Below are 25,187 nucleotides of genomic sequence, written 5' to 3' on the forward strand. Positions count from 1 at the left end.
CTCCAGTTTGGTAGAGATTCCGCGGCGGCTGCCAGTCACGGTATTTGGTCTGGACCACTCCGTCAACGGCCCCCGCGCTCAGTCGACCGGCCGGAACCTGACCTCCGTGCCCGGCCGCGCCTGACCGAGAAAACGCAGGTAATCGTTGTCCACCACCCCGATGACCGGGTAGCCGCCCGTCGTCGGATGATCGTTCAGGAACACCACGGGCTGCCCGTCCGGCGGCACCTGCACCGCGCCGGTGATCATCCCCTCGCTGGGAATCTCCCCGTCACGACGATTCAGCTTCGTTCCGTTGAGCCGCGCGCCCACTCGGTTGCTGCGATCCGACACCGTCCAGGACCCCTGCCGCAGCTGGGTTTCCGCGTCGTCGAACCAGTCGTCCCGCGGTCCGAGCCGAATCGGGATGACCAACGTTTGCAGCGCGTGGTGCGGCGGCACCACATCGGCACCTTCGGGCAGATTGGGTGTCCCAAGATGCAGGACGTCGTTGTCCCGCAACGGGTCTGGACCGATTCCGGAGAGCAGGTCGGTCGAGCGGCTGCCGAGTTCCTCGTCGACCTCGATGCCGCCGGACAGCGCGAGGTAGTTGCGCAGGCCGGTCTGCGGAGTGCCGATCTCCAGGACCTCGTCCTGCTTCAGGTGGATCGGGTGGTGCGAGTCGGCGAGCCTGCCGTTCACGTGGACCTCGGTGGGCGGTCCGGTTACGGCGACCGTGCAACTCGCGTTGGCTTTGAGCGTCAGGCCGCCGAGTAGTAGTTCGAGTCCGGCCGCGCTCTCGGGGTTGCCGACGAGGCGGTTGGCGAGCTTGAGCGAGACCTGGTCCAGCGCGCCCGACGGGGGCACGCCCAGGTGCGCGTTGCCTGGCCTGCCGAGGTCCTCGACCAACGCCTGCGGACCGGTCCTGATGATCGTGACGCTGCGCTTCATGCGACCACGAACTTCACCTGGTCGCCCGGCTGCAGCAGTGCGGGGGTCTCGGCCCTCGGGTCGAACAGGGTCGTCTCGGTGCGGCCGATCAGTCGCCAGCCGCCCGGTGTCGGCCTGGGGTAGGCGGCGGTGAACTCGCCCGCTATGCCGACCGAGCCCTGCGGGACCTTCGTGCGCGGGGAGTCGAGCCTTGGCTGCTGGAGTGCCTCCGGGAGGCCCGTGAGGTAGCCGAAGCCCGGTGCGAAGCCGCAGAACGCGACCTCGTAGGTGGCGGTGGTGTGGAGTTCGACCACTTCGCCCGGGGTGATGCCGGCTGTTTCGGCGACGAGGGCGAGGTCCGGGCCGTCGTAGACGACCGGGATGGTGATCTCGCGTGAGTGCTTCGCGGGGGTCTTGGTCAGGTCGATGGTCTTCAGCGCGTCCCTGACCTGGGGCAGCGCGCCCTTGACCAGGACTGTTCGCGCGGCCGGGACCAGCTCCTCGATGCCGTCGAGGTGTTCGAGGGCGGCGCGGACGGCCGCGACCTCGCTCAGTGAGTCGACCTCGACGAGGAGCGCGTCGGTTCCGCAGCGCCGCAGAAGCATGAGCCCATGTTACGGGGAATCGTGGGATTGTTGAACAATCCGACACGCGAATCGTTCAACAATCCAGCGATCCAGCAAGCCGAGCTAGCCGAGCTAGCCGACGACGCGCTTCAGGTGCGCCGACGCGTGCGGCTGCATCTCCTGGCCCATCATGGCGCGCTCCTCGACGTACGCGAGGTCGCCGTTCACCACGCCGTACAGGCGCTGCGAGGCCTTGACGTCCTTGGCCGTCGCGGAGCGGATGACCGCGTCCGTCTCGAACTCCCAGGAAGTCTGCGTGCGCACCTTGCCGTAGTACAGCTCGACGATGCCCGTGTTGTGCGTCAGCAGGAACTCGATCGTGTCGTCTTCCTGCGGGCGCCAGAAACCCTGTTCTCTCGCCGCCGGGCGGATGACCTCGCCGGCCTCGTTCAACAGCCACGACCTCGCCTCGTACACGAGGAACGGCCGGCCGTCGTGGGCGAACGTGATCTGCTGGCCGAAGCGGAACGGGCCGTCGATCGTCGGGTAGACGATCTCGCCCTCGCCTCGCCACACGCCCACCAGCGGAAGGACGCCCAGGAGGGCGTCGTGCAGGTTCGCGCCCTCGCGCAGGTTCGCCGTGTCGCCCGGGACGGGCATGTCGTCGAACTGGGGGAGGTTGCGCGCCCTCGTCGCGGCTGCCCGTTCCTCGGCCAGGCGGATGGCCTCGTCGCCGCTGCTCATCGCTGGTCGGAGTAGAGGCGGTAGACGACGTAGCCGGCGAACCACATTACGGCGATCGTCACTAGCACCAGGAGTCCGGTGAAGATGTGTTCCACGGTGTGAGGATATCTCGCTGGTGGTGACGTGCAGAGTTGTGGTGGTGGAGGACACCGGGAGCGCCGCGATGCGACCTGGTGGGTGGTCGCCTTTGCGTGCCGCGATCGGGCGGGTGGTCGCCTTGCGGGCGGCGACCTTGCGGGCGGCGACCTTGCGTGCGGCGACCTTGCGTGCGGTCACCTTGCCTGCCGCGACCGGGCGGGTGGTCGCCTTGCGGGCGGCGACCTTGCGGTTGCGTGCTTCCCCTGGGGCTCTGCCCCAGACCCCGGCAATCTGATCAGGGGTCCACGCCGTCAGCGGGCAGATGGCACGCCTGTTGCTTTGGGCGGCTTGCTGTTGCGTAGCTGGGTGGCGTCGGTGGTGTGTCCCATCACGAGCCGCACCAAGAGCGGGCCACACGTGAGGAGGGGTGTCAAACGGACGAAGAGCGTGTCCGTTTGACACCCCTCCTCACGTGCAGCAAGAGCTGTGGCGCGACTCGTGATGGGACACACCACCCCTCTGGCTTGGCTCAAAGCGAAGAGCCAAGCCTCGGCTTCGCCGTCGGAACGGCTCGCCTTCGGCATCGCGGGGATGCCAAAAGGCCCCGGCGGTGTCACACCGCCGGGGCCCTCGGTCATACCTGCCAGGTCTTGCGACCTGCGGTCCTAGGCGACCGCGATCTGCACCGCGTGCACGCCGGGGCCCGAGGCCGACACGTCGGCCTGGCCGTTGCCGGTGCGGTGCAGCGCGCGGACGGTCCAGCTGCCCGGTGCCGCGAAGAAGCGGAAGTCGCCCTCCGGGGAGGTGACCACCTCGGCGGTGAACTCGCCGGTCGAGTCGAGCAGGCGGACGAAGGCGCCGCCTACCGGGGTGCCGTCCGAGACGACCTTGCCCTCCAGGACGGTTTCCGTCGTGGAAGCGTCGATCGTGCCGCCCTGAGCGGGGGCGCCGCAGCCGTTGGACATGGTGATCAGGCCTCCTTGCCGGAACCGAGTTCGATCGGCACGCCGATGAGCGAGCCGTACTCCGTCCAAGAACCGTCGTAGTTCTTGACGTCTTCGTGGCCGAGCAACTCGCGCAGGGCGAACCAGGTGTGCGAGGAGCGCTCGCCGATGCGGCAGTACGCGATGGTCTTGCGGCTGCCGTCGAAGCCCGCCTCGGCGTAGAGCTCGCGGAGCTCGTCGTCGGACTTGAAGGTGCCGTCCTCGTTGGCCGCCTTCGACCACGGGACGTTCACCGCGGACGGGATGTGGCCGCCGCGCTGGGCCTGCTCCTGCGGGAGGTGGGCCGGGGCGAGGAGCTTGCCGGAGAACTCGTCGGGGGAGCGCACGTCGACGAGGTTCTTGTTGCCGATCGAGTCGACGACCTCGTCGCGGAAGGCGCGGATCGAGAGGTCCTGCTCCTGGGCCTTGTAGGAGGTGGCGTCGCGGACGACCTCCTCCTTGTCCAGGGGACGGCCGTCGAGTTCCCACTTCTTGCGGCCGCCGTCGAGGAGCTTGACGTTGGTGTGGCCGTAGAGCTTGAAGTACCAGTACGCGTAGGCGGCGAACCAGTTGTTGTTGCCGCCGTAGAGGACGACGGTGTCGTCGTTGGAGATGCCCTTGGCCGAGAGCAGCTTCTCGAAGCCCTCGCGGTCGACGAAGTCGCGGCGGACCGGGTCCTGGAGGTCGTTCTTCCAGTCGATCTTCACGGCTCCGGGGATGTGGCCGCCGTCGTACGCGGTGGTGTCCTCGTCGACCTCCGCGAACACGACGCCGGGCGCCTGGAGGTTCTCTTCGGACCAGGCGGCCGAGACCAGCACGTTCTCACGGCTCATGGGAAGTTGCTCCTGTAGTAGTGCGTGTCGTCATTGCGGTCGAGCGAAGGCTGGTACGTACCTGCGCAGCACCAGGTACATCTCGCACCCGAGGCACAGGCCCAGCGCCGCGTTGAGCAGTGCTGCGACCAGGGCCATGCCGGTCGCCACCATGCCGAGCGTGGTGAGGCCGGTGGCGTAGCCGAGGGTGCCGATCAGTGCGAAGACGAAGCCGACTCCCTGGGCGAACCGCAGCGGGGCGGCTTCCTCGCGTTCGGAGGTCGGGGTCAGGCGCGGCTGGATCGCGTAGCGGTAGACGTGACCCCACGGGTTCAGCTTCAGCGAGATGAACGCGCACATCGCGAAGAGCACCGTCTGCGCGGCGAGGAGACGCCACCAGCCGGTGAGCAACACGATCGCGAGGATGACGGTGGTCATCCAGGCGGAGAAGCGCGGTCCGCGCGGGTCTACAGGGGAGTCTTTGGGCACGACGACCTCCGGGCGAACGGACGAGAGGAAACAGTCCGGCAGAGGTAGCTGAAGGGCGTCAAGCAGCCCGGTTCAGCTCGTCGTGCGACACAGGCTGCTGCGCGTGCGGCACAGGTCAACCGCGCGTCGCTTCGTGAGCAGCAAGGTCATGCCAGCGAGGGTAGTCCTCAATCCCTCGGTGCGGGAGGTATGTCCATCTGGTGGAACAATGCAGATTCACCCGACCGGATTAGGGCAAATGCGGCCGCAGCGCCGCCAGCAACGAGTCCCGTTTCGGCACGCCGCCGACTCGCAACACCTCGGTGCCGTCCGACGTCAGGGCGAGCGTCGTGGGGGTGCGCATGACGCCGAGCTTCGTGGTGACGTCCGGGAGGTTCGTGACGTCGAGCTCGGCGTGGGTGAGGCCGTCCGTGCGGTCGGCGAGGTCGCGCAGGACGACCTTCGCGTGCCGGCACGGCGCGCAGAACGTGGTGGAGAGCTGGACCAGCGTCACCCCCGGCGCGAGCAGGTCGCGCACGGGGGCTGGCAGGTCGACCGTGTCCTTCGAACGGGAGATGCGGCCCTCGCGGACCTTGAGCAGCACACCGATCGCGCCGGCCACGGCCAGCGCGCCCAGCAGCGCCCACACACCAGTCATCGTTGGACCAACGGTACATCCGCGATCTCGCCGGACAGCTTGAACGCACCGCTCTCCACCTCGACGGCGGTGGGCGTGGCACTGAACGGCAGCGTGCCCGGGTCGATCTTGATCGCGAGCGCCTGGCGCAGCTGCGGGATGATCTGCTTCAGCGAGGCGTCGTCCAGCTCGATGTCGTCGATGTTGATCTGGATGGCACCGCTGACCAGCGCGATCTGGCCGTACGCGGTGAGCGTGATGACCTTGCCGGCGACGTTGGTCTGGCCGGAGAGCTTCACCGCGGCGGTCGTCTTGGGCGCCTTCGGGTCGGCCGGGGTCTGCGTGGCGACGCGGTTGTCCGGCTCGATCGAGAGCTTGTCGAACGGCGTCACCTGGTTCGCCAGCCGGTTCAGGTCCATCGCCTTGATCCGGACGCTGCCCTTGACGGTGTCGATGGTCGCCTTGGAGACGTTGCCCGCGAGCAGGTCCGCGAGCTCGACACGGGTGTGCAGCAGGTCCGCCTCGACGTCGAGGTCGCGCAGGTCGACGCCCTGCTGCTCGTTGCGGATCGGCACGCCGTACGCGCGGATCTCGACGTGCTGGTAGTCGCCGCGCAACGCCTGCAGGATGAACGGGAACCCGTTGATGCGCACCGCCGGGTCCTCGTTGAGCTGCAGCTTCTCCCGCATCCGCTGGGCGATCTGGTACTCGCCGGCCGCGGCCAGCGCGAAGTCGGCGGCGACGAGCAGCACGCCCAGCACGATGACCGTGATGACGAGGAACTTCCCGCGACGGGACTTCTTCTTTCGCGGCCGTGCGGGGGTCTGCGCAGTCATTCCTCGTCCTCGACGTTAACGGCGATCCATGCCGCCATCCGGTCTACCAGGTCTGGAGTCGCGGCCGATTCGGCGTGCCGCATGCCGGGTTCGATCCACAACTCGGCATGTCCGGAGGACGCGCGGTGCAGCGACCTGGCGTGGTCCACGGAGAAATAGTGGTCCAGGTCACCGTGCACGATCAGCAGTGGGGTCGGCGTGATGCGTCCGACCACCTCGAGCGGACTCTCCGGCGCTTGTACCCAGCTGCCGCCGAGCCGAACCCCGAGCGCCCGCGCCGCGAGCTTGCCGTGCGGCTGCTCCAGCAACCAGTGGACCCGGCGCATGGGAGCGGTCTCGCGCGACCACCACCGGGCGGGCCCGCTCACCGAGACGACGGCGTCCGGCCGGCTCTCCCCCAGCGCCGCGTGCCGCAGGACGATCGAGGCGCCCATCGAGAACCCGATGGTCGCGATCTTCGAGTACCCGAGTTCGCGTGCCTTGAGGACGGCGGCCTCGATGTCGTGGACCTCGTCGGCGCCGACCGTGCAGCGTCCTTCGGAGCGTCCGTGCCCGCGGAAGTCGAACGCGACGACGCCGGCCTTCCTGGCCAGCCGGGCGAGCACGCGGGAGACGTACGGCCTGCGCACGTTGTTCGTGAACCCATGTCCCACAACGAAAGCGAGGTCGCCTTCACCCTTGTGGTGGACGCCGTGCAGACGCACCCCATCGTGTGACATGGATGTAACAGGCGTGACGCTTGTGGAAACAAGTGTGAGCACGGCTTCTTGACCTGGGACTTTCTCGGGGTGCACCGGTATCGTCTCCGTCATCCGCAGGCAACGGGGCCCGGTCACCGTACGCCGCTGGTCTGGTCATGGTGACCGTCCACGGCCGATTTGGAGGGCGCCGCGATGAGCATCGACGTGCTTCTGCTGACGACAGACCCGGACCCGGAGGCGGTACTTCCCGCGCTGGCTCTGCTTCCCCACGCCGTGCGCCCCTTGCGCCCCGAGGTCTCCGCGCTCCTCGAGGCCGGACCTCACGACATCGTGCTGATCGACGCCCGCACCGACCTGGTCGGCGCGCGTTCGCTGTGCCGCCTGCTCGACTCGTCCGGTGTGGACGTGCCCGTGGTGGCCGTCGTCACCGAGGGCGGTCTGGTCGCGGTCAACTCGGACTGGTCCGTCGACGAGATCCTGCTGCCGAACTCCGGCCCCGCCGAGGTCGACGCCCGCCTGCGCCTGGTCCGCTCCCGCCGCGGCACCACCGCGCCCGGTGGCGACGGCGCGATCCAGCTGGGCGACCTCGTGATCGACGAGGCCACCTACACCGCGCGCCTCAAGGGCCGCCCGCTCGACCTCACCTACAAGGAGTTCGAGCTGCTCAAGTACCTCGCGCAGCACGCCGGCCGGGTCTTCACCCGCGCCCAGCTGCTGCAGGAGGTCTGGGGCTACGACTTCTTCGGCGGCACCCGCACGGTCGACGTCCACGTGCGACGGCTGCGCGCCAAGCTCGGCCCCGAGCACGAGGCTCTCATCGGCACGGTCCGCAACGTGGGCTACAAGTTCGTCCGCCCGCCGCGTCCCGGATCGCCGCGCCGCCCGGCCGAGATGACCGAGGTGGAGATCGACGACTCCGCTCGCGTCCTGGATGAGCGTTTGATCGCGCGGTAGGTTCGCCGGTGTGGCGCAACTGAGCTGGTTCGAGGAGCTGACGGCCGACCAGGCCGCCGAGGTGACGGGTCTGCTGGAGGCAGCGAAGGGCACCGATGGCGTCGCCCCGGTCGGCGAGGCCGTGCGACTGCGGATGCGCCCCGGCGCGACAGGCAGCAGGCACCTCCTGGCGCACCTGGACGGCGAGCTCGCCGGGTACGCGCACGTCGACCTGATCGGCGACTCGGGTGGCAACAAGGTCGCCGAGTTCGCCGTGCACCCGAAGCATCGCCATCAGGGCGTGGGCGAGGCGCTGGTGAAGGCGCTCCCGCAGGAGTCGCTGCGGATCTGGGCGCACGGTGGCCACCCGGACGCCGAGAAGCTCGCGGCGAAGCTCGGCTTCCGCAAGGTGCGCGAGCTGCTGCGGATGCGGCTGCGCGTCGAGAACGACCTGCCGGAGCCCAAGCTCCCCGAAGGCATCACGATCCGGCCGTTCGTCCCGGGCAGGGACGAGGCCGCGGTCGTCTACGTGAACCACCGCGCGTTCGACTGGCACCCGGAGCAGGGCGCGATGTCCATCGAGGACGTTCGAGCCAAAGAAGAAGAACCCTGGTTCGACCCGGAGGGCTTCCTGCTCGCGTTCGACGCCGAAGGCAGGCTGGCGGGCTTCCACTGGACGAAGGTGCACACGCCCGAGCTCGGCGAGGTCTACGTCGTGGGCGTCGACCCCGACCGCCAGGGCGGTGGCCTCGGCAAGGCGCTGACCCTCGCAGGGCTGCGTCACCTGCGCGAACAGCACGTCAAGGAAGTCATGCTCTACGTCGAGTCGGACAACACGGCGGCGGTCCGCGTGTACACGAAGCTCGGCTTCACCCTGTGGGACGCCGACGTCCAGTACGCCCGGTAGTCAACGTACCGTCACAAAACGCATACGCGCTGGTCACGCCATCACTCTTTTGGCCGTGTGACCCGTCACTTCCCGTTCGGTGTTCACCTCCCGTTCACCCTGACTAGGTGGTCTGTCCATTCTGGCTACCTACCTTCCGTAGCGAGCGGCGGCGTCCGTCGCGAACCGCTAATGCTTTCCGCAAGGTGGAGGACCAAGGTGAAGATCCAGCGGCACGGTGCCGTTCTCGGCCTCGTCGCGGCCAGCGCGCTGCTGCTCAGTGCGTGTGGCAGTGACAACAACGCGCCGACGGGTGGCACGAACCCCTCGTCGAACGCTGCGTCTGTCCCGGTCGAGTGCGGTGGCAAGACCAAGCTCAACGCCGAGGGTTCCTCCGCGCAGAAGAACGCGGTCGACGCGTTCGTGCAGGCCTACCAGGCCGCCTGCCCCGGTGTGGACCTCGCGTACAACCCCTCGGGCTCCGGCGCGGGCGTGAAGAACTTCAACGCCGGCCAGGTCGACTTCGGTGGTTCGGACTCCGCGCTCAAGGAAGGCGCCGAGACCACGGACGCGGCCAAGCGCTGCAAGGAGAACCCGGCCTGGAACCTGCCGCTGGTCTTCGGCCCCGTCGCCGTCGGCTACAAGGTCTCCGGTGTGGACAGCCTCGTGCTGGACCCCAAGACCATCACCGCGATCTTCTCCGGTGCGGTCAAGAAGTGGAACGACCCGGCCATCAAGGCGCTGAACGGCTCCGCGACCCTGCCGGACAAGGACATCTCGGTCATCTACCGCTCGGACGAGTCGGGCACGACCGACAACTTCCAGAAGTACCTGAAGGTCGCCGGCGGCTGGACCAAGGGTGAGGGCAAGCAGTTCAAGGGCGGTGTCGGCGAGGGCAAGGAGAAGTCCGCCGGTGTCGGCCAGGCCGTCGGCTCCATCGACGGTGCGATCACCTACGTCGAGTGGTCCTTCGCCCAGGACAACAAGCTCTCGATCGCCAAGATCGACTCTGGTGCCGGTCCCGTCGAGCTGACCGCCGAGTCGGCCGGCAAGGCCATCGACGGTGCGAAGATCAAGGGCGAGGGCAACAACCTGGTCCTCGACCTCGACTCGATCTACGGCTCCAAGACCGCCGGTGCGTACCCGCTGCTGCTCGCGACCTACGAGATCGTGTGCTCGAAGGGCTACGACGCCGACACCGCCAAGGCCGTCAAGGCGTTCCTCACGGCTGCCGCCACCACCGGGCAGGCCCAGCTCGCCGACGCGGGCTACGTGCCGCTGCCCAAGGCGTTCCAGGACAAGCTCCTGACCGCCGTGAAGGCGATCGCCTGAGGTTGATGCGAAACTTCGGCTGACACACAGACGCGATGAACGATCCCGTCGTGGCCAAGCGCCCCGCCGGCTCCGGTGACACCGGGGCCGAGCGGGGCGTCGCGGCTGCTCCCACCGCCTCGGAGGCTCCGATTCCCCCGACACCGGAAGCTCCAGTTACGACCAAGGCACCTCACGTCCGGCCTGGTGACCGCATCTTCCGCGGCCTGGCGACGGGGTCCGGTGTCTTCATCGTCGTCCTCATCGGCGCGATCGGCCTGTTCCTCATCCTGCAGGCCATCCCGTCGCTCGGGCTGGACAACGTCAACTTCCTGACCAGCCGCGAGTGGAACACCACCGATCCCACGAACCTGCGGTTCGGCATCCTCGACCTGACGCTCGTCACGGTCGTGGTCGCGCTGGTCGCCCTGCTGATCGCCATGCCGATCGCGCTGGGCATCGCGCTGTTCCTCACGCAGTACGCGCCGCGCAGGCTCGCCCGGCCGTTCGCCTACGTCATCGACCTGCTCGCGGCCGTGCCGTCGATCGTCTTCGGCCTCTGGGGCCTGTTCGTGCTCGGCCCCGTGCTGTTCCCGTTCTCCGAGTGGCTGATCGCGAACCTCGGCTGGATCCCGATCTTCGCCAAGGGCAACGTCAACGTGCAGCTCGGCGGAACCATCTTCACCGCCGGCATCGTCGTCGCGGTGATGATCCTGCCGATCATCACGGCCGTCAGCCGCGAGGTCTTCGAGCGCACGCCCACGATGCACGTCGAGGGCGCCATCGCGCTCGGCGCGACCAAGTGGGAGGTCGTCCGCACGACGGTCCTGCCGTTCGGCAAGGCCGGTTACGTCAGCGCCTCGATGCTCGGCCTCGGCCGCGCACTCGGTGAGACCATCGCCGTCGCGATCATCCTGAGCACCGCCACCAGCTCGTTCGGCTGGTCGCTGTTCGACGGTGGTTCGACGTTCGCCTCGAAGATCGCGCTGGCCGCGCCCGAGTTCAACGACGCGCGCTCGGCCGGTGCCTACATCGCCGCCGGTCTGGTGCTGTTCGTGCTGACCTTCGTCGTGAACGCCATCGCGCGCTCGATCGTCGCCGGCCACAAGGAGTACGAGTGAGCACGAATCTCGCGGATCCTCAGCGCCTCGCGACGCCGCCGACGTTCCAGTCGGTCAGCGTCAGCCGCCGGATCAAGAACGGCATGGCCACCGCACTCGTGTGGGGCGCGTTCCTGATCGCGATCATCCCGCTGGTGTGGGTGCTCTACACCGTGATCCAACGCGGCTTCCCGGTCATCCTCGACGGTGACTGGTGGCAGAAGTCCATGTCGGGCCTCCTGGCCCGGCAGCAGGGTGGCGGCGCGTACCACGCGATCTACGGCACGCTGGTCCAAGGCCTCGTCTGCGCCGTGATCTCCGTGCCGATCGGCATCATGGTCGCCATCTACCTCGTCGAGTACGGCGGCCGCTCGCGGCTGTCGAAGGCGACGACGTTCATGGTCGACATCCTGACCGGTGTCCCGTCGATCGTCGCGGCGCTGTTCGTCTACACGGTCTGGATCACGACCTTCGGCCTGAGCCGCAGTGCCCTGGCCGTGTCGCTCGCGCTGGTGCTGCTGATGGTGCCGGTCATCGTGCGCACGACCGAGGAGATGCTCAAGATCGTCCCGGACGAGCTGCGCGAGGCGTCCTACGCGCTGGGCATCCCGAAGTGGAAGACGATCGCCAAGATCGTCATCCCGACCGCGCTGTCCGGCATCCTGACCGGCATCATGCTGGCGCTCGCCCGCGTCATGGGTGAGACCGCACCGGTGCTGGTGCTGGCGGCGTACGCCCCGTTCATCAACTACAACCTGTTCGACGGCCCCATGGCGTCGCTCCCGTTGATGATGGTGAACGAGCGCAACAACCCGACGGCGGCGGGCTTCGACCGCATCTGGGGCGCGGCGATCACGCTCGTCGTGCTGATCACGCTGTTCAACCTCCTGGCGACCGTGATCTCGCGGTCGCTGGCGCCGAAGACGAAGTGAGCGGGCGAACATGGCCAAGCGACTCGACATCAAGGACCTGAACCTCTTCTACGGCAAGTTTCACGCCGTGGAGAACGTCTCGCTCGCGGTGCCGCCGAAGAACGTCACCGCGTTCATCGGCCCCTCCGGCTGCGGCAAGTCGACCGTGCTGCGGTCGCTCAACCGCATGCACGAGGTCGCTCCCGGCGCCCGCGTCGAGGGCAAGGTGCTGCTCGACGGCGAGGACATCTACACGTCCACTGTGGACCCGGTCGAGGTGCGCCGCACCATCGGCATGGTGTTCCAGCGCCCCAACCCGTTCCCCACGATGTCCATCCGCGACAACGTGGTGGCCGGGCTGCGCCTCGCGGGCCTGAAGGACAAGAAGAAGCTCGACGAGGTGGCGGAGCGCTCGCTGCGCGGCGCCAACCTCTGGAACGAGGTCAAGGACCGGCTCGACAAGCCGGGCGGCGGCCTCTCCGGTGGTCAGCAGCAGCGTCTGTGCATCGCGCGTGCCATCGCGGTGCAGCCCGACGTGCTGCTCATGGACGAGCCCTGCTCGGCCCTGGACCCGATCTCCACGCTGGCGATCGAGGACCTGATCACGGAGCTGAAGAAGGAGTACACGATCGTCATCGTGACTCACAACATGCAGCAGGCGGCGCGCGTGTCCGACCAGACCGCGTTCTTCAACCTGCTGGGTGTCGGTCAGCCCGGACAGCTGATCGAGGTGGACGACACGGAGAAGATCTTCTCCAACCCCAGCCAGAAGGCGACCGAGGACTACATCTCCGGCCGGTTCGGCTAAATTCGCGGGTTGCACTATCTTGCTGGCGTGAGCCCGCAGAGCAAGAGCCGCAAGAAGAAGCAAGGCAAGGCCCCCGGCCGCAGGCCCGAGCAGCAGTCCCCGTACGGGGCGCTGCTCGAGTCGGCGGCCGCGGTGCGTTCCGAGTCCTGGTTGCTCGCGGACGCCTGGGCGAGCGAGCTCTACGCGACGCTCTGGCTCGCCGGGTCCGGCACCGCGCCGCTGATCGAGGCGCTGCAGGCGATGGACGACCCCGCGGCGCTCACCGCGTTGCGCGCGCTGGCGGGCGTGGGCTCGGAGGAGAACAGGGCCGCCTCGTTCGCCGCCGCGGAAACCGTTGCGGCACGCGGCATCGCCGAGCCGGACTGGTACGTCGCCGGCACCGTCCCCGACTTCCGCGACGCCTTCCTCGTCACGAACCTGCTGGGCGACGTCGAGGTCATCGCGATCACCCAGGAACGCGCCGGCGTCGGCGAGACCGTGCTGTTCATGCGCCAGCCGGTGCTCGGCGCCACCGCGATCGAGCTGTTCTCGACGCCGGACGAGGGCACCGTCGCGTTGCTGGAGGACATGATCGCCTCCACGCCCGAGGCGTTCCGCGACGAGATCACCCCCTTGAGCGCCACCGGCGTCTACGACCTGGTGTGGCCGGACATCGAGCAGTTCTGGGAGGACGGCCCGGACGAGGAGGCCGAGGAGGGTCTGATGGGCGAGGAGGACGTGCGGCACCCCGTGCAGCTCATCGCCCTCGCCGACGCCCGAGTGAGCGCGTTGGTGCCCAAGGAGTACGAGATCCCCGCCATCAGTCCGGAAAGGACGGACGAGGTCGTCGGCGCGTTCCTGGCCTCGGAGCACGGGATCGCCGACGTCGAGGCCGCCCGGGCGTTCGCGCGGATCGTCGTTTCCGCTGCGGTGGAACAGAACCGGGATCCCGTCGTCTACGGGCCGGCGTCGCTGACCGCCGTGCTGATCCTCAACGTGGCCGCGAAGCTGCACGTGTCCGACGCGGACCTGGCGCTGCTGCCCGAGATCGTGCGCGCGTGGGCGTACTTCACGGTGGACGCGAGGAATCTGCCGCGTGACGAGGCGCGGGCGGTGTGGGACGAAGAACTGCCCACCGTGCTCGCCGAGTTCTCCGAGGCTTACGCCGATCCGGAGCTGGTGGCAGAGCGCGATGGGCAGTTTCGCTGATTTCCGAATGATCTAAAGGTTGTCGTCGCCACCGTAGCCGGGCATCCGGCCGGTGACGACGAAGACCGTGCGCTTGGCGACCGACACCGCGTGGTCGCCGAAGCGCTCGTAGAAGCGGCCGAGCAGCGTCACGTCGACCGCGGCGGGAACGCCGTGCTGCCACTCCTTGTCCATGATCACGGAGAACAGGTGGCGGTGGATGTCGTCCATCGCGTCGTCCTCGTCCTCGAGGCTGCGCGCACGGTCGACGTCCTTGTTGCGGATGATCGACGCCGCCTCGTTCGCGAGCTTGACCGCGATCCGGCCCATCTCGGTGAAGTACGGCTGCACGTCCTCCGGCAACGCCGACGCCGGGTGCCGGCGGCGCGCGGCCTTGGCCACGTGCAGCGCCAAGTCGCCCATGCGCTCGACGCTCTCGGCGGCGTGGATCACCGCGAGAACGGTACGCAGGTCGGTCGCGACCGGTGCCTGCAGAGCGAGCAGCGCGTACGACTGCTCCTCGATGCTGGAGCGGACGTCGTCGACCTTCTGGTCGCCGCTGATGACCTGCTCCGCCAGGCCGAGATCGGCCTGCAGCAGGGCTGCGGTCGCGTTCTGCATCGCCTCGGCGACCATGCCGGTCATGTCGGCCAGTTGGTCGGCGAGCTGTTCGAGCTGGTCGTGGTAGGCCTCGCGCATGGCGCTCAGCCTACGTCCCGACCATCGCGGCAGCGACATGCCAGGATGAACCGGAGGTGAACCCCAGGCGAATCACTTCGCCGCGCAGGGGTCCTGTGCCGCGTTCACAATGGACAGATCGGTGCCGGGCTGACCTTGCGGTTGTCCCTGCGGAGCGCCCGGCTTCGGTGGCTGGACCTTGCCGTCGAAGCCCTTGCCGATCACCAACTGGACCGCTCCGCCCATCTCGGGCGACTCGACCAGCTCCGCACCGGGCACCGCGGCCTTGAGCGTCGCGGCCTTGTTCTCGTTGCCCTTGGCGAACTTGATGATCGTCTTCGGTGCCTGCTCCGGCGCGTTGTCCCGCTTGACGACCTTGAAACCCTGCTGCACCAATGCGTTCGCCGTCCTGCCGACAGCACCGTCGTTCGACGAATCGCCGTTGAGCACCTGGATGCTGACCTCCTTGGGGTCCACCAGGGTGCCGGGCTGCGCGGGAGCGTTGGTGTCGCCGGCCTTGGGGTCGGTCACCTTCTCCTGCGGCAACGGCGTTCCGTCGATGATCGTCTGGAACAGCGCCTTGATGTCGTCGTCCTTGAGTCGCTCGATGTTGTCGGTGTTCGCCTTCGTCGGGCCCTCGTCGGTCCAGTGCGGCATCGTCACGAACGACACGCGGCCGGCGTCGAGGCTCCGCAGGGAGTTCGCGAGCTCCAGCAGCGAGGCGACGTCGATGTTGTCGCCGACCGTGGACTTCGTGAGCGCGTTGATGAAGTTGTTGAGCTTGGTCGGGCTCAGCAGCACCTCGTTCGACAGCGACTGGCGCAGCATCGCCGACAGGAAACCCTGCTGCCGCTTGATCCGGTCGAAGTCGGTACCGCTGTCGCCCTGGGCCTGGACCTTGCGGGCGCGCACGTACTGCAGCGCCTGGTCGCCCTTGAGCGTGTGCTTGCCCGGCTTGTCGATCACCACGCCGAGCTCGTCGTCGACGATCTTCGTGGGCGTGCAGATCTCCACGCCGCCGATGGCCGTCGACATCTCGCGGAAGCCCACGAAGTCGATGCTGACGTAGTGGTTGATGTTGAGGCCGCTCAGCTGGGTCATCATGTTCGCGACGCACTCGGGTCCACCGTCGTTGTAGACGGAGTTCGCGAGGACGCCCTTCTCCGGTGCCAGCGGGCCCGCGTACTGCCCGTTGTCCGGGTTCCAGCTGCGGCACGCGGGACGGTCGACCCGCACGTCGCGCGGCAGGGACACGACGACCATGCGCTTACGGTCCTTGGGGATGTGCGCGAGCATGATCACGTCCGACCGCGCGCCACCCTCCTGCGCCTGCGTGCCGACGTTGTCGCCCGGCTTGGCGCCCGCCCTGGTGTCCGAGCCGACCAGCAGGAAGTTCTCGTCGCCGAGCTGCTTCTCCGCCTGTTGCACGGCCTGCGAGTTGCCGCCCAGCGCGTCGATCTTCGGGATCTTGGAGTCGGCCCACTGCATCGCGGCCCAGCCGATGCCCGTCGACGCGAACACCACGGCCGCGGCGGCGATCGCCCCGACCCTGGCGGTGCGCATCAGCTTGCGCTGCTTGGGCGTGCGGCCGGTGGGGCGCTGCGCGCCGTCCTCCTCGTCGGGGACGACGGGTTCGGCGAACTGGGTCGCCTCGTCGACGAGCTCACCCTCTTCGCCGTCCTTGACCCACGGCATGAGCTTGGCGCGCCGCTCCTTGCGCTGGCGCTCCTGCTCGAGCAGTTCGTCGTGCACCGCGGAGAACCGCGCGAGGGTGTGGTCGACCTCGCGACGCTTCTTCACGTCGTCGCCGATGGCCTCCATCTCGGTGGTGAGGCTCAGCGGGTCCATCTCTTCGCGCTTCTCGACCTTGGCCACCCCCGCCGCAGGGGCGATCTGGGTGGCCTCGGGACCGGGCGCGTCGGCCTTGGGCTCGCCCGCGGGCTCACCGAGCCGGTTGGCGAGGCCGCCGGGAACCGGCCGCGGACCACTCGACTCCGCCCGCGGGGGCATCGGCCGGGAACCGCTCGACTCCGCGCGTGACGGCATCGGCTGCCTGCCCGGCATGTCCCCGTTCGGGGGCATGGGGCGGCGGCCGGCGCTGTCCGGACCCTCACCGGGGACGGGAGGACGCGGGATGCCGGTGGAAGACGGTGCGTCGCCCGGCAGGAGGCGGCGAGGTGCGGGGCCGTCCGGCGACCCGCCCGGTGCGGGGGGACGCTGGAGGGCGCCTGGCTGCGAGACCTCGCCCGGAACCGGCCGCTTCGGACCTGGCTGCGAGGCCTCACCGGGAGCCGGCGGGCGGGGCATGCCGTTCGAGCCGACGTCGCCGGGTACCGGCGGGCGCGGGATGCCGTTGGACGACGGCGCGTCGCCCGGCAGGAGCCTGCGCGGCGGTGCCCCGTCGGGTGCCGGTCGGCGGACCGCTCCGCCGGCCAGACCTGCCTCGGGCGCACCACCGGGCGCGGGACGCCGCGGGATGCCGTTCGAGGAGGGCGCGTCGCCGGGAGGCATCCGCCGCGGGTCGCCGGGAGCCGGCGGCCTGGGCATGCCGTTGGCGGTGACGTCGGGCGCAGGGGGGCGCGGGATGCCGTTGGACGACGGTGCGTCGCCGGGGGCGGGCCGCCGTGCCGGAGGCATTTCGCCTGGTGCCGGGCGTCGGGCGGGACCGCCTGGCTGCTCCCCGGGCACCGGGCGGCGCTGCATGCCCGTCCCGTCGGGCCTCGGTCGCTGCCCGGTCTGGGCTGGACCCTGGACCGGGTTCTGGACAGGCCTCTGCCGTGGTCCGGTCTGCTCACCGGGCACGGGACGCGGACGCGTGCCGGTCTGCTGGGCACCGTTCGGCTCGGCGGGGGCGTCGGGCCTGCGCCGCCTGGCGTTCGGGTCGCCGGTGAAGTTCTGCGGGGCTGCCTGCTCCGGCCGCGGGCGCGTGCCCGTCTGCTCACCAGGCCGGTGAGCTGCGGGCGGCTGCTGCCGCGGTGCCGCAGGAGGCTGCTGCGGGTGGGCCGGGGGATCAGGCAGTGCACGCCTGCCCGTGGCCTCGGGGGGTTCCGGCAGGGCACGCCTGCCTGTCGTGGGTTCGTCGGGCGAGCCTGGCGGGACGGGCCGGGGGATGTTCGTCCTGCTGTGCTGCTCGATGAGCTCCGAGACGCTCAGGCCCCCAGAGCCTTCCATCGAGCGACGTCTACGGCCGGTCGGCTGGTCGTGCTGGGGATCCTGATCACCACGGGAAGAGGGGCCGCCACGTCGGGGGTCGTCGGGCACCCAATCTCCCTTCTGGGTCAGAAGCAAAAGCGGTTCGTCATTACGAAGTGACGACGACCGGGACACAAGGGTTGCATCATCGGCGTGTCAGTCGTGTCAGTTGCGCCCGCGATACTACGGATGCAGGCGACTTCTGACGACCACTCCGGGTGATACAACTGCGATCTCTACGCGATTACGAGTAGGGCGCTTGCCCTGAACGGGTGAGCCAGCTCACTCAGTAGTAACCGAGAACACGTGACTCGGTGATCGCACGCCTGCCTGAGGCAGCACCCGCGAGGCGAACCCGTCCGTCGGCACGGTACGCCACCGCGTTGCGTCCGGACTGCTTGGCCGTGTAGAGGAGGCTGTCGGCGCGCAGCAGCTGCTGCTCGGCGCTGACCGCCGGCCGTTCCGGCGCCTCGTCCGCGGCCGGTTCGTAGGCGAGGCCCGCGCTGACGGTCACGCGCAGCCCCGGTGCGACGTCCTGCCACGGGTGACGCTCGACACGTTCGCGGGCCGCCTCGGCGATCTCCACGGCGGCGGTGGCGTCCACGCGGGGCAGCACGAGCACGAACTCCTCGCCGCCGTAGCGGGCGCAGAAGGCGCCTTCCGGCAGGCCCTGCTGCAGCAGTTCGACCACGCGCTGCAGCACCCGGTCGCCCAGGAGGTGGCCGAACGTGTCGTTGACCTGCTTGAACCAGTCGAGGTCGATCAGCGCGATGGCGAGCCCGTCCCGGCACGCTCCGTGCTCGGTCAGCATGTCCATCAGCCGTTGGTCGAGGTAACGGCGGTTGTAGGAGTCGGTGAGGCTGTCGCGCAGGCTCTGCTCGCGGGCCTCGGCGTGCTCCCGGCGCAGCAGTTCGACCTCGCGGCGCAGCTGCTCCGGAACGTGCGGTTCCTCGACCTGGTCGGCGTGGACGAGGTCGAGCGCGGAACGCAGGTGCTGGTACGCCTGGCGCCACTGGCCGCGGGAGGCGAGCAACGTCGCGATGGACTCGTGCAGCGCCACCAGGTCAGGACCCTGCTTGTCGACTGGGGCGTCGGCCTGCTGGATCTCTGCGGTCTCGGGTCGCAGTGCGGTCATCGCGGTCACCTCCTTACCTGCCAGGTGTCGTCCCCCAAGGGGCGGCGCTTGAGCTAGAAGGACGTGTGGGGGTGGGATTTCCCCCGTCCGGTTGACCGTCAGCTGCTCCGATCCAGTGAGCTTGGAAGATCAACAACCCGTTCAGCCACCGAGGCAGGGCGCGAACCCGTACACCTCGTCGTCCAGGAGCACCACGTGCATGGACCCGATCTGGCTGCCGATCGCCTGGTCTTCCTTGCGCAACGTGATGGTCACCGCGACGACGTACACGTCACCCCGGGGATGAGCCTTCTCACCGGGGGGTGCCCAGTCGGCGTCCATGCGAAGCGTCCCCCACGTCGGCTCGACCTTGATCGTCGCGCCGCGCAGGTCGCACGTCTTCTGCCGGAAGTCCGGGTGCTGCGTGTCCTTCAGCAGCTTCGACTGCTGGGACGCACCCTCCTCGCCCGCCTTGTTGACGCGGGCGTAGTACTCCTTGAACTTCGCGCGGCCGTCGTCGCTGAGCCGCACCGGCCGTGCCGTGCCCGCGACCGGCCCACCGCAGCCCGCCAGCAGCGCGAGCGCGAGGAAGAGGACCGCGACGCGTTCAGCCACCGGAGTGCATCACGTCCGCACCGGACGGCACCGTGGCGTCCTCGGGGTCGTCCAGCCACCCCTCGGGCAGCACGACCTTCGCCGACGAACCCTGCCTGCCGCGCGGCCCCTCGGCGTTCTCGGGGAACGGCACCGACTTGTCGAGCGTGCCGATGAGGTCGTCCAGCTCCTGCAGGCTCGACACCATCGCGAACGCCCGGCGCGTGTCGCCGCCGACCGGGAAGCCGTGCCAGTACCAGGCCATGTGCTTGCGCAGGTCGCGCAGACCCTTGTGCTCGCCGTCGTGGGCCGCGAGCAGCCGCGCGTGGCGGCTCAGCACCTCGGCGACCTCACCGAGGTTCGGGCCCTGCGGGATCGGCTCGCCGCGGAACGCCGCCTGCAGGTCGCGGAAGAGCCACGGCCGGCCGAGGCAGCCACGCCCGACGACCACGCCGTCGCAGCCCGTCTCGGCGACCATGTCGAGGGCGTCCTGAGCGCTGAAGATGTCGCCGTTGCCTAGCACCGGAATGCTCGTCACGGCCTCTTTGAGCCGTGCGATGGCCGACCAGTCCGCCTTGCCGGAGTACCGCTGCGACGCCGTGCGCGCGTGCAGTGCCACGGCCTGTGCGCCCTCGTCCTGCGCGATGCGCCCGGCGTCGAGGTACGTCAGGTGGTCGTCGTCGATGCCGATGCGGAACTTGACGGTGACCGGCATGTCCCCGGCGTTGCGGACCGCGGCCCGCACGATCTGCCGGAACAGCTCGCGCTTGTACGGCAGCGCGGCGCCACCGCCCTTGCGCGTCACCTTGGGCACCGGGCAACCGAAGTTCATGTCCATGTGGTCGGCGAGGTTCTCGTCCACGATCATCTTCGTGGCCTCGCCGACGTTCTTCGGGTCCACGCCGTAGAGCTGCATCGACCGGGGGCTCTCGCCCTCGTCGAACGTGATCATGTGCATGGTCATCGCGTCGCGCTCGACCAGGGCCCGCGCGGTGATCATCTCGCAGACGTAGAGCCCTGCCCCGTACTGACGGCACAGTTGCCGGAACGCCACGTTGGTGATGCCGGCCATGGGGGCCAGCACAACGGGCGGGTCGACGGCGAACGGGCCGATCTTCAGCGTGGAGGGAACGGACACGCCCTTCAGGTTACGGCACTGACCTGCCGCGATCTTCACCGAGAGTGACCGCGACGGCGTCGAAGACCGCCGCCTGGCTGCGATGTTCGTCACGCTCATCGCCGGCCCGCCGGTGTAGCTGCGGGCATTGTGAATGCGGATCGGTGCCGTCGCCGGTGACGAGGCAGCCACCGAGCGCGACCAGACCCGCGTCCGCCATGCTGACCAGCACGGCAGCGGATTCGTTGCGGCGTAGCGGACTTCACCGAACGCGAACACCCCCGGTGCCCCGATCGGGTGTCAGACCCTTCTGCCAACATGCAGTCGGAGGTGGCGTACCTGTGGGGGCGGTTGAACTGATCAGGTCCGGGTTCGAGCGGTTCTTCGTCGACGGGCCGGTGGGCAAGTCGACCGGCGGCGGTGAACAGCAGGTCATCAGCGTGCGGCAGGTGGGTGAGCTGGCCCTGCCGACGGGCAGGCTCGTCGCGGCCGACCCGTTCGTGGTGTGGCCGGACGACGCCGAGCCGTTCACCGACGTGGTCGAGCCGGGCAGCTACCCGGTGTCGGTCTCGCTGGTGTCGTACATCGACGGCGACGGCCTTCCCGACGAGCGGCAGGGTTACCGCGTCGCGGCCGCCAGGGTGACGGTGAAGGACGAGCCCGCGTACTCGTGGCGTCCGGCCGTGACGGCGGGCGAGCACGTGCCCATGCTGCCGGTGATGCCGGAGTTCGGGTACGACGTGAAGTCGAGCACCGGCGCGTTCTTCGACCTCGCCGCGGCTTCGGCGCTGGACCGGCTGGCCAGCGACGACGAGGCGGGCAACTGCGACCTGATCGACGCGCTCGGCGCGGTGGGCGGCGGCCGTGGCCCGGCCAACGTGACCGACGCCAGGTCCGGGTTGAACGTCGTGGCGTTCTCGACGGGCTGGGGCGACGGCGTCTACCCGACCTGGGTAGGCCGCAACACCGCAGGCGACCCGGTCGCGTTCGTGACCGATTTCTTCGTGATCAACCGCGTATAGGCCCCGTTCGAACGGCCTAGTTACGCCGTTTCGGCGTTTCGACAGGTCAGAGGCGGGTACGCGGAGACGATGAGCGAAGCAGAGGAGTCGGACCAGCGCAGACTCGCCCGCAACCTCAACGAGCTCCTCCAGGAGCTCCGCGTGGCCCAGGCGGGTGTGCAGATCCTGTTCGGCTTCCTGCTCTCGATCGCGTTCACCGGGAAGTACGAGTCCGTCAGCAGCTACATCCGCGTCACGCACCTCGTCACCGTGCTGTGCGCCGCCGTGGCCATCGCCTTCCTCACGGCCCCCGCCGCGTGGCACCGCGTCCTGTTCCGCCAGGGCCGCCGCGAGGAGGTGGTCCGCTCGGGCAACACGTTCGCCCTGACCGGTCTGGCCTTCCTGGCCCTCGCGATGACCGGCACGGTCCTGCTGCTCGCCGAGGTGATCCTGGGCGGCTGGCCGGCGGTGCTGGTCGGCGCGCTGGCGTTCGTCATCTTCGCCGGCCTCTGGTTCGCGCTGCCGATCGCCTCAGCCCATGGTGCTCAGGACGGCGAGCGCTCCTAGTCCCACCGCCACCGGCACCGCGATCAGCACGTTCTTCCTCGTGGGCCGCGGCTGCTCCCTCAGCACCTGAACCCCCAGCGGCACCAACGCGACGCAGAGACCGACCGTCCCGACGATCGACAACACCTCGGTGCCCTTGAGCACGCCGAGCGGCAGCAAGCCCATGGTCGCGAGCGCCACCGCCCGGACCTTGCCGAGCACGCCACCGCGGTACGTCCCGATCGCCAGCACGAACCAGCCGAACATGATCGTGAAGGACAGGAAGCTGAACAGGTGCAGGTCTCCGTACCCGCGCGCCACCAGTTCCGTGGCTCCCTCGACCCCCAGGCGCCTGGTGGCGCTGAACGCCGCCTGGTCGACCCCGGCGTGGAACGTCCGCGCGAAGAGCCCGATCGTCACCAGCACCCCACCCCAGGCCGCCCACCTGGGACTTCGCACTCCGATCCGATCCGCCAGGCACGCCACCGCCGCCCACATCACGACGTTGCCCGCCAGGAACGCGGTGTAGGCGGCCTGCACCAACCCCGGATGCTCGGCCACCGCCCGCAACTGGTCGGGGAAGAAGAAGTGGAACGGCGACCGCAACAGCGTGCCCGCCAGCAACAGCACCGGCCCGGCGATCAGCGCCGCGCCACCAATCCACCCGTTCGGAAACCTCATGGCCGTAGACGCTGTCACCGTCGTGACGACTTCTGATCGGCCCGCGGTCCGACTCGCCACTCGGCCCGTGGTCCTAGACCCCTAGGTGGCACCCTGCTTTCTCCCTGATTCCCGGAACCGTTTCCCCGCAACGGGTCCGGCGCTCTCTACCGTCAGCACATGAGAGCCGCCGTGCACACGAGCTTCGGCCCACCGGACGTCGTCCAGGTGGTGGAGAAACCACTCCCCACCCTGCGTCCGGGTGACGTCCTGATCAAGGTCCACGCCACGACGGTGACCTCGGCGGAGTGCGCCATGCGCCGCGGCGAACCGTTGTGGGGCCGCGTGATCCTCGGCCTGCGCCGACCACGTGCGGCACTGCGCACCCTGGGCCTCGAGGTGGCCGGCGTGGTGGACTCGGTGGGTTCCGCGGTGACGGGTTTCCAGGTGGGCGACGAGGTCTTCGGCTTCACCGGCTTCGCGGTAGGAGCCCACGCCGACTACGTCCGCCTCCCCGCCACCGGCTCACTTACTTTGATGCCTTCGAGTCTGACTTTCATCGAGGCCGCCGCCGCGGTGGACGGCGCCACCACGGCCCTGTTCTTCCTGCGCGACAAGGCGAAGGTCCGCCCCGGTGACCGAGTCCTGATCAACGGGGCGTCCGGCAGCATCGGCACCTACGCCGTCCAACTGGCCAAACACCTGGGCGCCACCGTCACCGCGGTCTGCGGCCCGTCGAACGTAGAGCTGGTGAAGTCACTGGGCGCCGACGAGGTCATCGACTACACCGCGCACGACTTCACCTCCGACCTGGACACCTACGACGTCATCTTCGACACGGTGACCAAGTCTTCGTTCCGCGCGTCTCGACGCTCTCTGCGCGCCGGCGGCACATACCTCCCGACCACCGGCCTCAAGAACAACCTCTGGGCACTGTGGACGGCCCTGCGCGGCGGCAAGCACGTCATCGTCGGCATGTCCGTCAACAAGCGTGCGACCTTGCCCGTGATCAGCTCCCTGCTGCACGACGGAACGCTGCGCGTGATCGTCGACCGCACCTATCCGCTGGCCCGGATAGCCGACGCGCACCGCTACGTCGACGCAGGTCACAAGCGCGGCAACGTCGTGGTCACCGTGGCGGAGTGACCCGGTAGGCCGCCGACCCGTTGTGCAGGAACCGCGCCCGCCCGCTCCCGTCCTTCCCGACCAGCGAGAACACCTGGTAGCCGTCGCTCGTGGGAGTCACGGCGATGACCGAGCTGTCGCCGTACCGCACGACATCGACGCGTTTCGCCCGGCCGAGTTCGGTGCGCGGCCGGTAGACGAGGACAGCCCGACCGTCCTCGGTGGTGAGCGTGATGTCGTACAGCTGGTTGCGATAGGTGCCGCGCATCCAGTCCGCGATCTGTCCGGGCTCCGCTGCAGGAGTTGGCGGCGTCTCGATGCTCTCCAGCACCTCGGCGAAGACCTCGCGCGCCAGCAGTTCGCTGTCCGCGCTGTTGGTCAGCACGGCCACCGCGGTTCCGGAGCCCGGCACCACACGCAGAAAAGCCTTGTGCCCCTTCGTAACCCCGGTGTGGCCGACCACACCGTCCCGGTAGAGCATCCACCCCAGTCCCCATCCGAGGACCCCGCTTCCGAAGTCCGGCACGGCCTCGACCTGGGTGTCCCGCAGCACCGCGAGCTTCGGGTCGTCGAGGTGCAGCCGCACGAACCGCAGCAGTTCCCGAGCGCTCATCGCAAAATCCGACGCGCCGGGCGCCGTGCCGTGACCCACCTCGGTGACAACGGTCTTCAGTTCCAAGGGCTCCACCAGGTGTTCGCGCAGCACGTCGTGGAACGGCCTGCCGCTCAGCACCTCCACCAGCCTGCCGAGCACCACGAACCCGCTGTTGGAGTAAGAGAACACCGTGCCGGGCGGAATGGGGTGCTCCGCCGCCGCGAGCGCACTGGCGTACCTCTCGAGCGCGTCGTCACCGTGCCCGATGCCGAAGAAGTGGTTGCTGTCGAGTCCGCCCATGTGCGTGAGGAGGTGACGCGCCGTGAGTGACGGCGTGAACCCAGACAGGTAGCGGCAAACCGGGCGATCGAGGTCCAGCCGCCCTTCGTCCACCAACCGCTGCACGAGCGTCGCAGTCCAGATCTTGGTGATCGAACCGACCCGGAACGCGGAGTCGCTCGTGACCTGCTCCCCGCTGCCGGACAGACCTGCGGCCTCGTCCCAGATTTTCCCGGCTTTCAGCACGGCCACCTGGGCGCCCGGCACGTCGTACTTCGCGATCAGCTCGCCCAACCCCATGCGAAAAAACTACGGACGACCATGTCGATTCGAGGTCTGGCCGTTCGACACACAGGTAGATGGACCGGAAAACCGGGATGAGACCTACGCGGTGATGAGAGAGACTCGGACGTACCGATGAGTTCCTTCGACGCTG

At 68.9% G+C, this 25,187-nt stretch carries 28 protein-coding genes; 10 read left to right on the top strand and 18 right to left on the bottom strand.

Features of this window, described 5'->3' with window-relative positions:
- Positions 1 to 78: 78 nt before the first annotated feature.
- From DFR72_RS18005 to DFR72_RS18050, 10 genes are all read right to left on the bottom strand, one after another.
- Complete coding sequence (locus DFR72_RS18005; RefSeq protein ID WP_090066084.1) at positions 79 to 930, bottom strand: 5-oxoprolinase subunit C family protein; 852 nt, start codon at positions 928 to 930, stop codon at positions 79 to 81.
- Positions 927 to 1,514 (bottom strand): 5-oxoprolinase subunit PxpB, encoded by a 588-nt coding sequence (gene pxpB / locus DFR72_RS18010; protein WP_090066083.1) that lies wholly within the window; start codon positions 1,512 to 1,514, stop codon positions 927 to 929. Before pxpB ends, DFR72_RS18005 begins: the two co-directional genes overlap by 4 nt.
- Before the next feature lie 93 nt (positions 1,515 to 1,607).
- Positions 1,608 to 2,219 (bottom strand): heme-binding beta-barrel domain-containing protein, encoded by a 612-nt coding sequence (locus tag DFR72_RS18015; protein WP_090066082.1) that lies wholly within the window; start codon positions 2,217 to 2,219, stop codon positions 1,608 to 1,610.
- A gap of 743 nt (positions 2,220 to 2,962) precedes the next feature.
- Complete coding sequence (locus tag DFR72_RS18025; RefSeq protein ID WP_090066080.1) at positions 2,963 to 3,262, bottom strand: DUF1416 domain-containing protein; 300 nt, start codon at positions 3,260 to 3,262, stop codon at positions 2,963 to 2,965.
- Positions 3,263 to 3,267: 5 nt separating this feature from the next.
- Positions 3,268 to 4,113 (bottom strand): sulfurtransferase, encoded by an 846-nt coding sequence (locus DFR72_RS18030; RefSeq protein ID WP_090066079.1) that lies wholly within the window; start codon positions 4,111 to 4,113, stop codon positions 3,268 to 3,270.
- Between the two features lie 30 nt (positions 4,114 to 4,143).
- The gene (locus DFR72_RS18035) at positions 4,144 to 4,581 is read right to left on the bottom strand and encodes a DUF4395 domain-containing protein (RefSeq protein WP_090066078.1); all 438 of its coding nucleotides are present in this window, start codon (positions 4,579 to 4,581) and stop codon (positions 4,144 to 4,146) included.
- Positions 4,582 to 4,653: 72 nt separating this feature from the next.
- Positions 4,654 to 4,731 (bottom strand): putative leader peptide, encoded by a 78-nt coding sequence (locus DFR72_RS47905; RefSeq protein ID WP_360045477.1) that lies wholly within the window; start codon positions 4,729 to 4,731, stop codon positions 4,654 to 4,656.
- A gap of 79 nt (positions 4,732 to 4,810) precedes the next feature.
- Positions 4,811 to 5,218 (bottom strand): thioredoxin family protein, encoded by a 408-nt coding sequence (locus DFR72_RS18040; protein ID WP_090066077.1) that lies wholly within the window; start codon positions 5,216 to 5,218, stop codon positions 4,811 to 4,813.
- Positions 5,215 to 6,033, bottom strand: coding sequence for an LmeA family phospholipid-binding protein (locus tag DFR72_RS18045; protein WP_090066076.1), 819 nt, complete (start codon positions 6,031 to 6,033; stop codon positions 5,215 to 5,217). Before DFR72_RS18045 ends, DFR72_RS18040 begins: the two co-directional genes overlap by 4 nt.
- Positions 6,030 to 6,752 (bottom strand): alpha/beta hydrolase family protein, encoded by a 723-nt coding sequence (locus DFR72_RS18050; RefSeq protein ID WP_245983110.1) that lies wholly within the window; start codon positions 6,750 to 6,752, stop codon positions 6,030 to 6,032. Before DFR72_RS18050 ends, DFR72_RS18045 begins: the two co-directional genes overlap by 4 nt.
- Before the next feature lie 174 nt (positions 6,753 to 6,926).
- Here DFR72_RS18050 and DFR72_RS18055 point away from each other — a divergent pair, with 174 nt between their 5' ends.
- The 7 genes from DFR72_RS18055 to DFR72_RS18085 all read left to right on the top strand — a co-directional run bounded on the left by DFR72_RS18055 (position 6,927) and on the right by DFR72_RS18085 (position 13,871).
- The gene (locus tag DFR72_RS18055) at positions 6,927 to 7,688 is read left to right on the top strand and encodes a response regulator transcription factor (RefSeq protein WP_090066074.1); all 762 of its coding nucleotides are present in this window, start codon (positions 6,927 to 6,929) and stop codon (positions 7,686 to 7,688) included.
- A 10-nt stretch (positions 7,689 to 7,698) separates the two neighbouring features.
- The gene (gene mshD / locus DFR72_RS18060) at positions 7,699 to 8,574 is read left to right on the top strand and encodes a mycothiol synthase (RefSeq protein WP_090066073.1); all 876 of its coding nucleotides are present in this window, start codon (positions 7,699 to 7,701) and stop codon (positions 8,572 to 8,574) included.
- 198 nt (positions 8,575 to 8,772) lie between these two features.
- Positions 8,773 to 9,885, top strand: coding sequence for a phosphate ABC transporter substrate-binding protein PstS (pstS, locus tag DFR72_RS18065; RefSeq protein ID WP_211335455.1), 1,113 nt, complete (start codon positions 8,773 to 8,775; stop codon positions 9,883 to 9,885).
- 35 nt (positions 9,886 to 9,920) lie between these two features.
- Complete coding sequence (pstC, locus tag DFR72_RS18070) at positions 9,921 to 10,985, top strand: phosphate ABC transporter permease subunit PstC (protein ID WP_090066071.1); 1,065 nt, start codon at positions 9,921 to 9,923, stop codon at positions 10,983 to 10,985.
- Complete coding sequence (gene pstA, locus DFR72_RS18075) at positions 10,982 to 11,896, top strand: phosphate ABC transporter permease PstA (protein ID WP_090066070.1); 915 nt, start codon at positions 10,982 to 10,984, stop codon at positions 11,894 to 11,896. Before pstC ends, pstA begins: the two co-directional genes overlap by 4 nt.
- A 10-nt stretch (positions 11,897 to 11,906) precedes the next feature.
- A complete protein-coding gene (pstB, locus tag DFR72_RS18080; RefSeq protein ID WP_090066069.1) occupies positions 11,907 to 12,683 on the top strand; it encodes a phosphate ABC transporter ATP-binding protein PstB in 777 nt (258 codons plus the stop codon).
- 27 nt (positions 12,684 to 12,710) lie between these two features.
- On the top strand, positions 12,711 to 13,871 hold the full coding sequence (locus DFR72_RS18085; protein WP_090066068.1) for a hypothetical protein: 1,161 nt from the start codon (positions 12,711 to 12,713) through the stop codon (positions 13,869 to 13,871).
- Positions 13,872 to 13,883: 12 nt separating this feature from the next.
- Here the strand turns inward: DFR72_RS18085 and phoU are convergent, their stop codons facing one another.
- The 6 genes from phoU to DFR72_RS45600 form a co-directional block, all read right to left on the bottom strand.
- On the bottom strand, positions 13,884 to 14,549 hold the full coding sequence (phoU, locus tag DFR72_RS18090) for a phosphate signaling complex protein PhoU (RefSeq protein WP_090066067.1): 666 nt from the start codon (positions 14,547 to 14,549) through the stop codon (positions 13,884 to 13,886).
- Between the two features lie 72 nt (positions 14,550 to 14,621).
- Positions 14,622 to 17,699, bottom strand: coding sequence for an LCP family protein (locus DFR72_RS18095; RefSeq protein ID WP_143086720.1), 3,078 nt, complete (start codon positions 17,697 to 17,699; stop codon positions 14,622 to 14,624).
- Between the two features lie 307 nt (positions 17,700 to 18,006).
- Entirely contained in the window at positions 18,007 to 18,855 is an 849-nt protein-coding gene (locus tag DFR72_RS18105; protein ID WP_090066332.1) for a GGDEF domain-containing protein, read from the bottom strand.
- Between the two features lie 141 nt (positions 18,856 to 18,996).
- Entirely contained in the window at positions 18,997 to 19,449 is a 453-nt protein-coding gene (locus DFR72_RS18110) for a hypothetical protein (RefSeq protein WP_090066064.1), read from the bottom strand.
- The gene (dusB, locus tag DFR72_RS18115) at positions 19,442 to 20,566 is read right to left on the bottom strand and encodes a tRNA dihydrouridine synthase DusB (RefSeq protein WP_245983111.1); all 1,125 of its coding nucleotides are present in this window, start codon (positions 20,564 to 20,566) and stop codon (positions 19,442 to 19,444) included. The genes DFR72_RS18110 and dusB overlap by 8 nt, the downstream gene beginning before the upstream one ends.
- A 10-nt stretch (positions 20,567 to 20,576) precedes the next feature.
- Positions 20,577 to 20,777 (bottom strand): hypothetical protein, encoded by a 201-nt coding sequence (locus DFR72_RS45600; RefSeq protein ID WP_170176296.1) that lies wholly within the window; start codon positions 20,775 to 20,777, stop codon positions 20,577 to 20,579.
- 109 nt (positions 20,778 to 20,886) lie between these two features.
- Between DFR72_RS45600 and DFR72_RS18120 the strand changes: the two genes are divergently transcribed.
- Positions 20,887 to 21,567 carry a DUF4241 domain-containing protein gene (locus DFR72_RS18120; RefSeq protein WP_170176307.1) on the top strand — a complete coding sequence of 227 codons (681 nt, stop codon included), beginning with the start codon at positions 20,887 to 20,889 and terminating at the stop codon, positions 21,565 to 21,567.
- 69 nt (positions 21,568 to 21,636) lie between these two features.
- Entirely contained in the window at positions 21,637 to 22,113 is a 477-nt protein-coding gene (locus DFR72_RS18125; RefSeq protein ID WP_090066062.1) for a DUF6328 family protein, read from the top strand.
- Here DFR72_RS18125 and DFR72_RS18130 read toward each other — a convergent pair.
- Positions 22,078 to 22,773: a hypothetical protein gene (locus DFR72_RS18130; RefSeq protein ID WP_090066061.1), complete on the bottom strand. Its 696-nt coding sequence runs from the start codon at positions 22,771 to 22,773 to the stop codon at positions 22,078 to 22,080. The two genes, DFR72_RS18125 and DFR72_RS18130, sit on opposite strands and share 36 nt — an antisense overlap.
- Positions 22,774 to 22,932: 159 nt before the next feature.
- Here DFR72_RS18130 and DFR72_RS18135 point away from each other — a divergent pair, with 159 nt between their 5' ends.
- Complete coding sequence (locus DFR72_RS18135) at positions 22,933 to 23,898, top strand: NAD(P)-dependent alcohol dehydrogenase (protein WP_090066060.1); 966 nt, start codon at positions 22,933 to 22,935, stop codon at positions 23,896 to 23,898.
- Here DFR72_RS18135 and DFR72_RS18140 read toward each other — a convergent pair.
- Entirely contained in the window at positions 23,882 to 25,051 is a 1,170-nt protein-coding gene (locus tag DFR72_RS18140) for a serine hydrolase domain-containing protein (RefSeq protein WP_090066059.1), read from the bottom strand. The genes DFR72_RS18135 and DFR72_RS18140 overlap by 17 nt on opposite strands.
- Positions 25,052 to 25,187: the final 136 nt, after the last annotated feature.

Origin of the sequence: Lentzea flaviverrucosa (genome assembly GCF_003350445.1) — a bacterium.
In the GTDB taxonomy this organism is placed as follows: domain Bacteria; phylum Actinomycetota; class Actinomycetes; order Mycobacteriales; family Pseudonocardiaceae; genus Lentzea; species Lentzea californiensis.

Coding starts and splice junctions, on each gene's coding strand:
- DFR72_RS18095 (WP_143086720.1), bottom strand. CDS start 17,699: ATGGAAGGCTCTGGGGGCCTGAGCGTCTCGGAGCTCATCGAGCAGCAC.
- DFR72_RS18050 (WP_245983110.1), bottom strand. CDS start 6,752: ATGTCACACGATGGGGTGCGTCTGCACGGCGTCCACCACAAGGGTGAA.
- pstB (WP_090066069.1), top strand. CDS start 11,907: ATGGCCAAGCGACTCGACATCAAGGACCTGAACCTCTTCTACGGCAAG.
- DFR72_RS47905 (WP_360045477.1), bottom strand. CDS start 4,731: ATGACCTTGCTGCTCACGAAGCGACGCGCGGTTGACCTGTGCCGCACG.
- pxpB (WP_090066083.1), bottom strand. CDS start 1,514: ATGCTTCTGCGGCGCTGCGGAACCGACGCGCTCCTCGTCGAGGTCGAC.
- DFR72_RS18025 (WP_090066080.1), bottom strand. CDS start 3,262: ATGTCCAACGGCTGCGGCGCCCCCGCTCAGGGCGGCACGATCGACGCT.
- DFR72_RS18130 (WP_090066061.1), bottom strand. CDS start 22,773: ATGAGGTTTCCGAACGGGTGGATTGGTGGCGCGGCGCTGATCGCCGGG.
- DFR72_RS18030 (WP_090066079.1), bottom strand. CDS start 4,113: ATGAGCCGTGAGAACGTGCTGGTCTCGGCCGCCTGGTCCGAAGAGAAC.
- phoU (WP_090066067.1), bottom strand. CDS start 14,549: ATGCGCGAGGCCTACCACGACCAGCTCGAACAGCTCGCCGACCAACTG.
- DFR72_RS18135 (WP_090066060.1), top strand. CDS start 22,933: ATGAGAGCCGCCGTGCACACGAGCTTCGGCCCACCGGACGTCGTCCAG.
- DFR72_RS18015 (WP_090066082.1), bottom strand. CDS start 2,219: ATGAGCAGCGGCGACGAGGCCATCCGCCTGGCCGAGGAACGGGCAGCC.
- pstC (WP_090066071.1), top strand. CDS start 9,921: ATGAACGATCCCGTCGTGGCCAAGCGCCCCGCCGGCTCCGGTGACACC.
- DFR72_RS18040 (WP_090066077.1), bottom strand. CDS start 5,218: ATGACTGGTGTGTGGGCGCTGCTGGGCGCGCTGGCCGTGGCCGGCGCG.
- DFR72_RS18005 (WP_090066084.1), bottom strand. CDS start 930: ATGAAGCGCAGCGTCACGATCATCAGGACCGGTCCGCAGGCGTTGGTC.
- DFR72_RS18140 (WP_090066059.1), bottom strand. CDS start 25,051: ATGGGGTTGGGCGAGCTGATCGCGAAGTACGACGTGCCGGGCGCCCAG.
- DFR72_RS18045 (WP_090066076.1), bottom strand. CDS start 6,033: ATGACTGCGCAGACCCCCGCACGGCCGCGAAAGAAGAAGTCCCGTCGC.
- DFR72_RS18105 (WP_090066332.1), bottom strand. CDS start 18,855: ATGACCGCACTGCGACCCGAGACCGCAGAGATCCAGCAGGCCGACGCC.
- DFR72_RS18055 (WP_090066074.1), top strand. CDS start 6,927: ATGAGCATCGACGTGCTTCTGCTGACGACAGACCCGGACCCGGAGGCG.
- DFR72_RS18125 (WP_090066062.1), top strand. CDS start 21,637: ATGAGCGAAGCAGAGGAGTCGGACCAGCGCAGACTCGCCCGCAACCTC.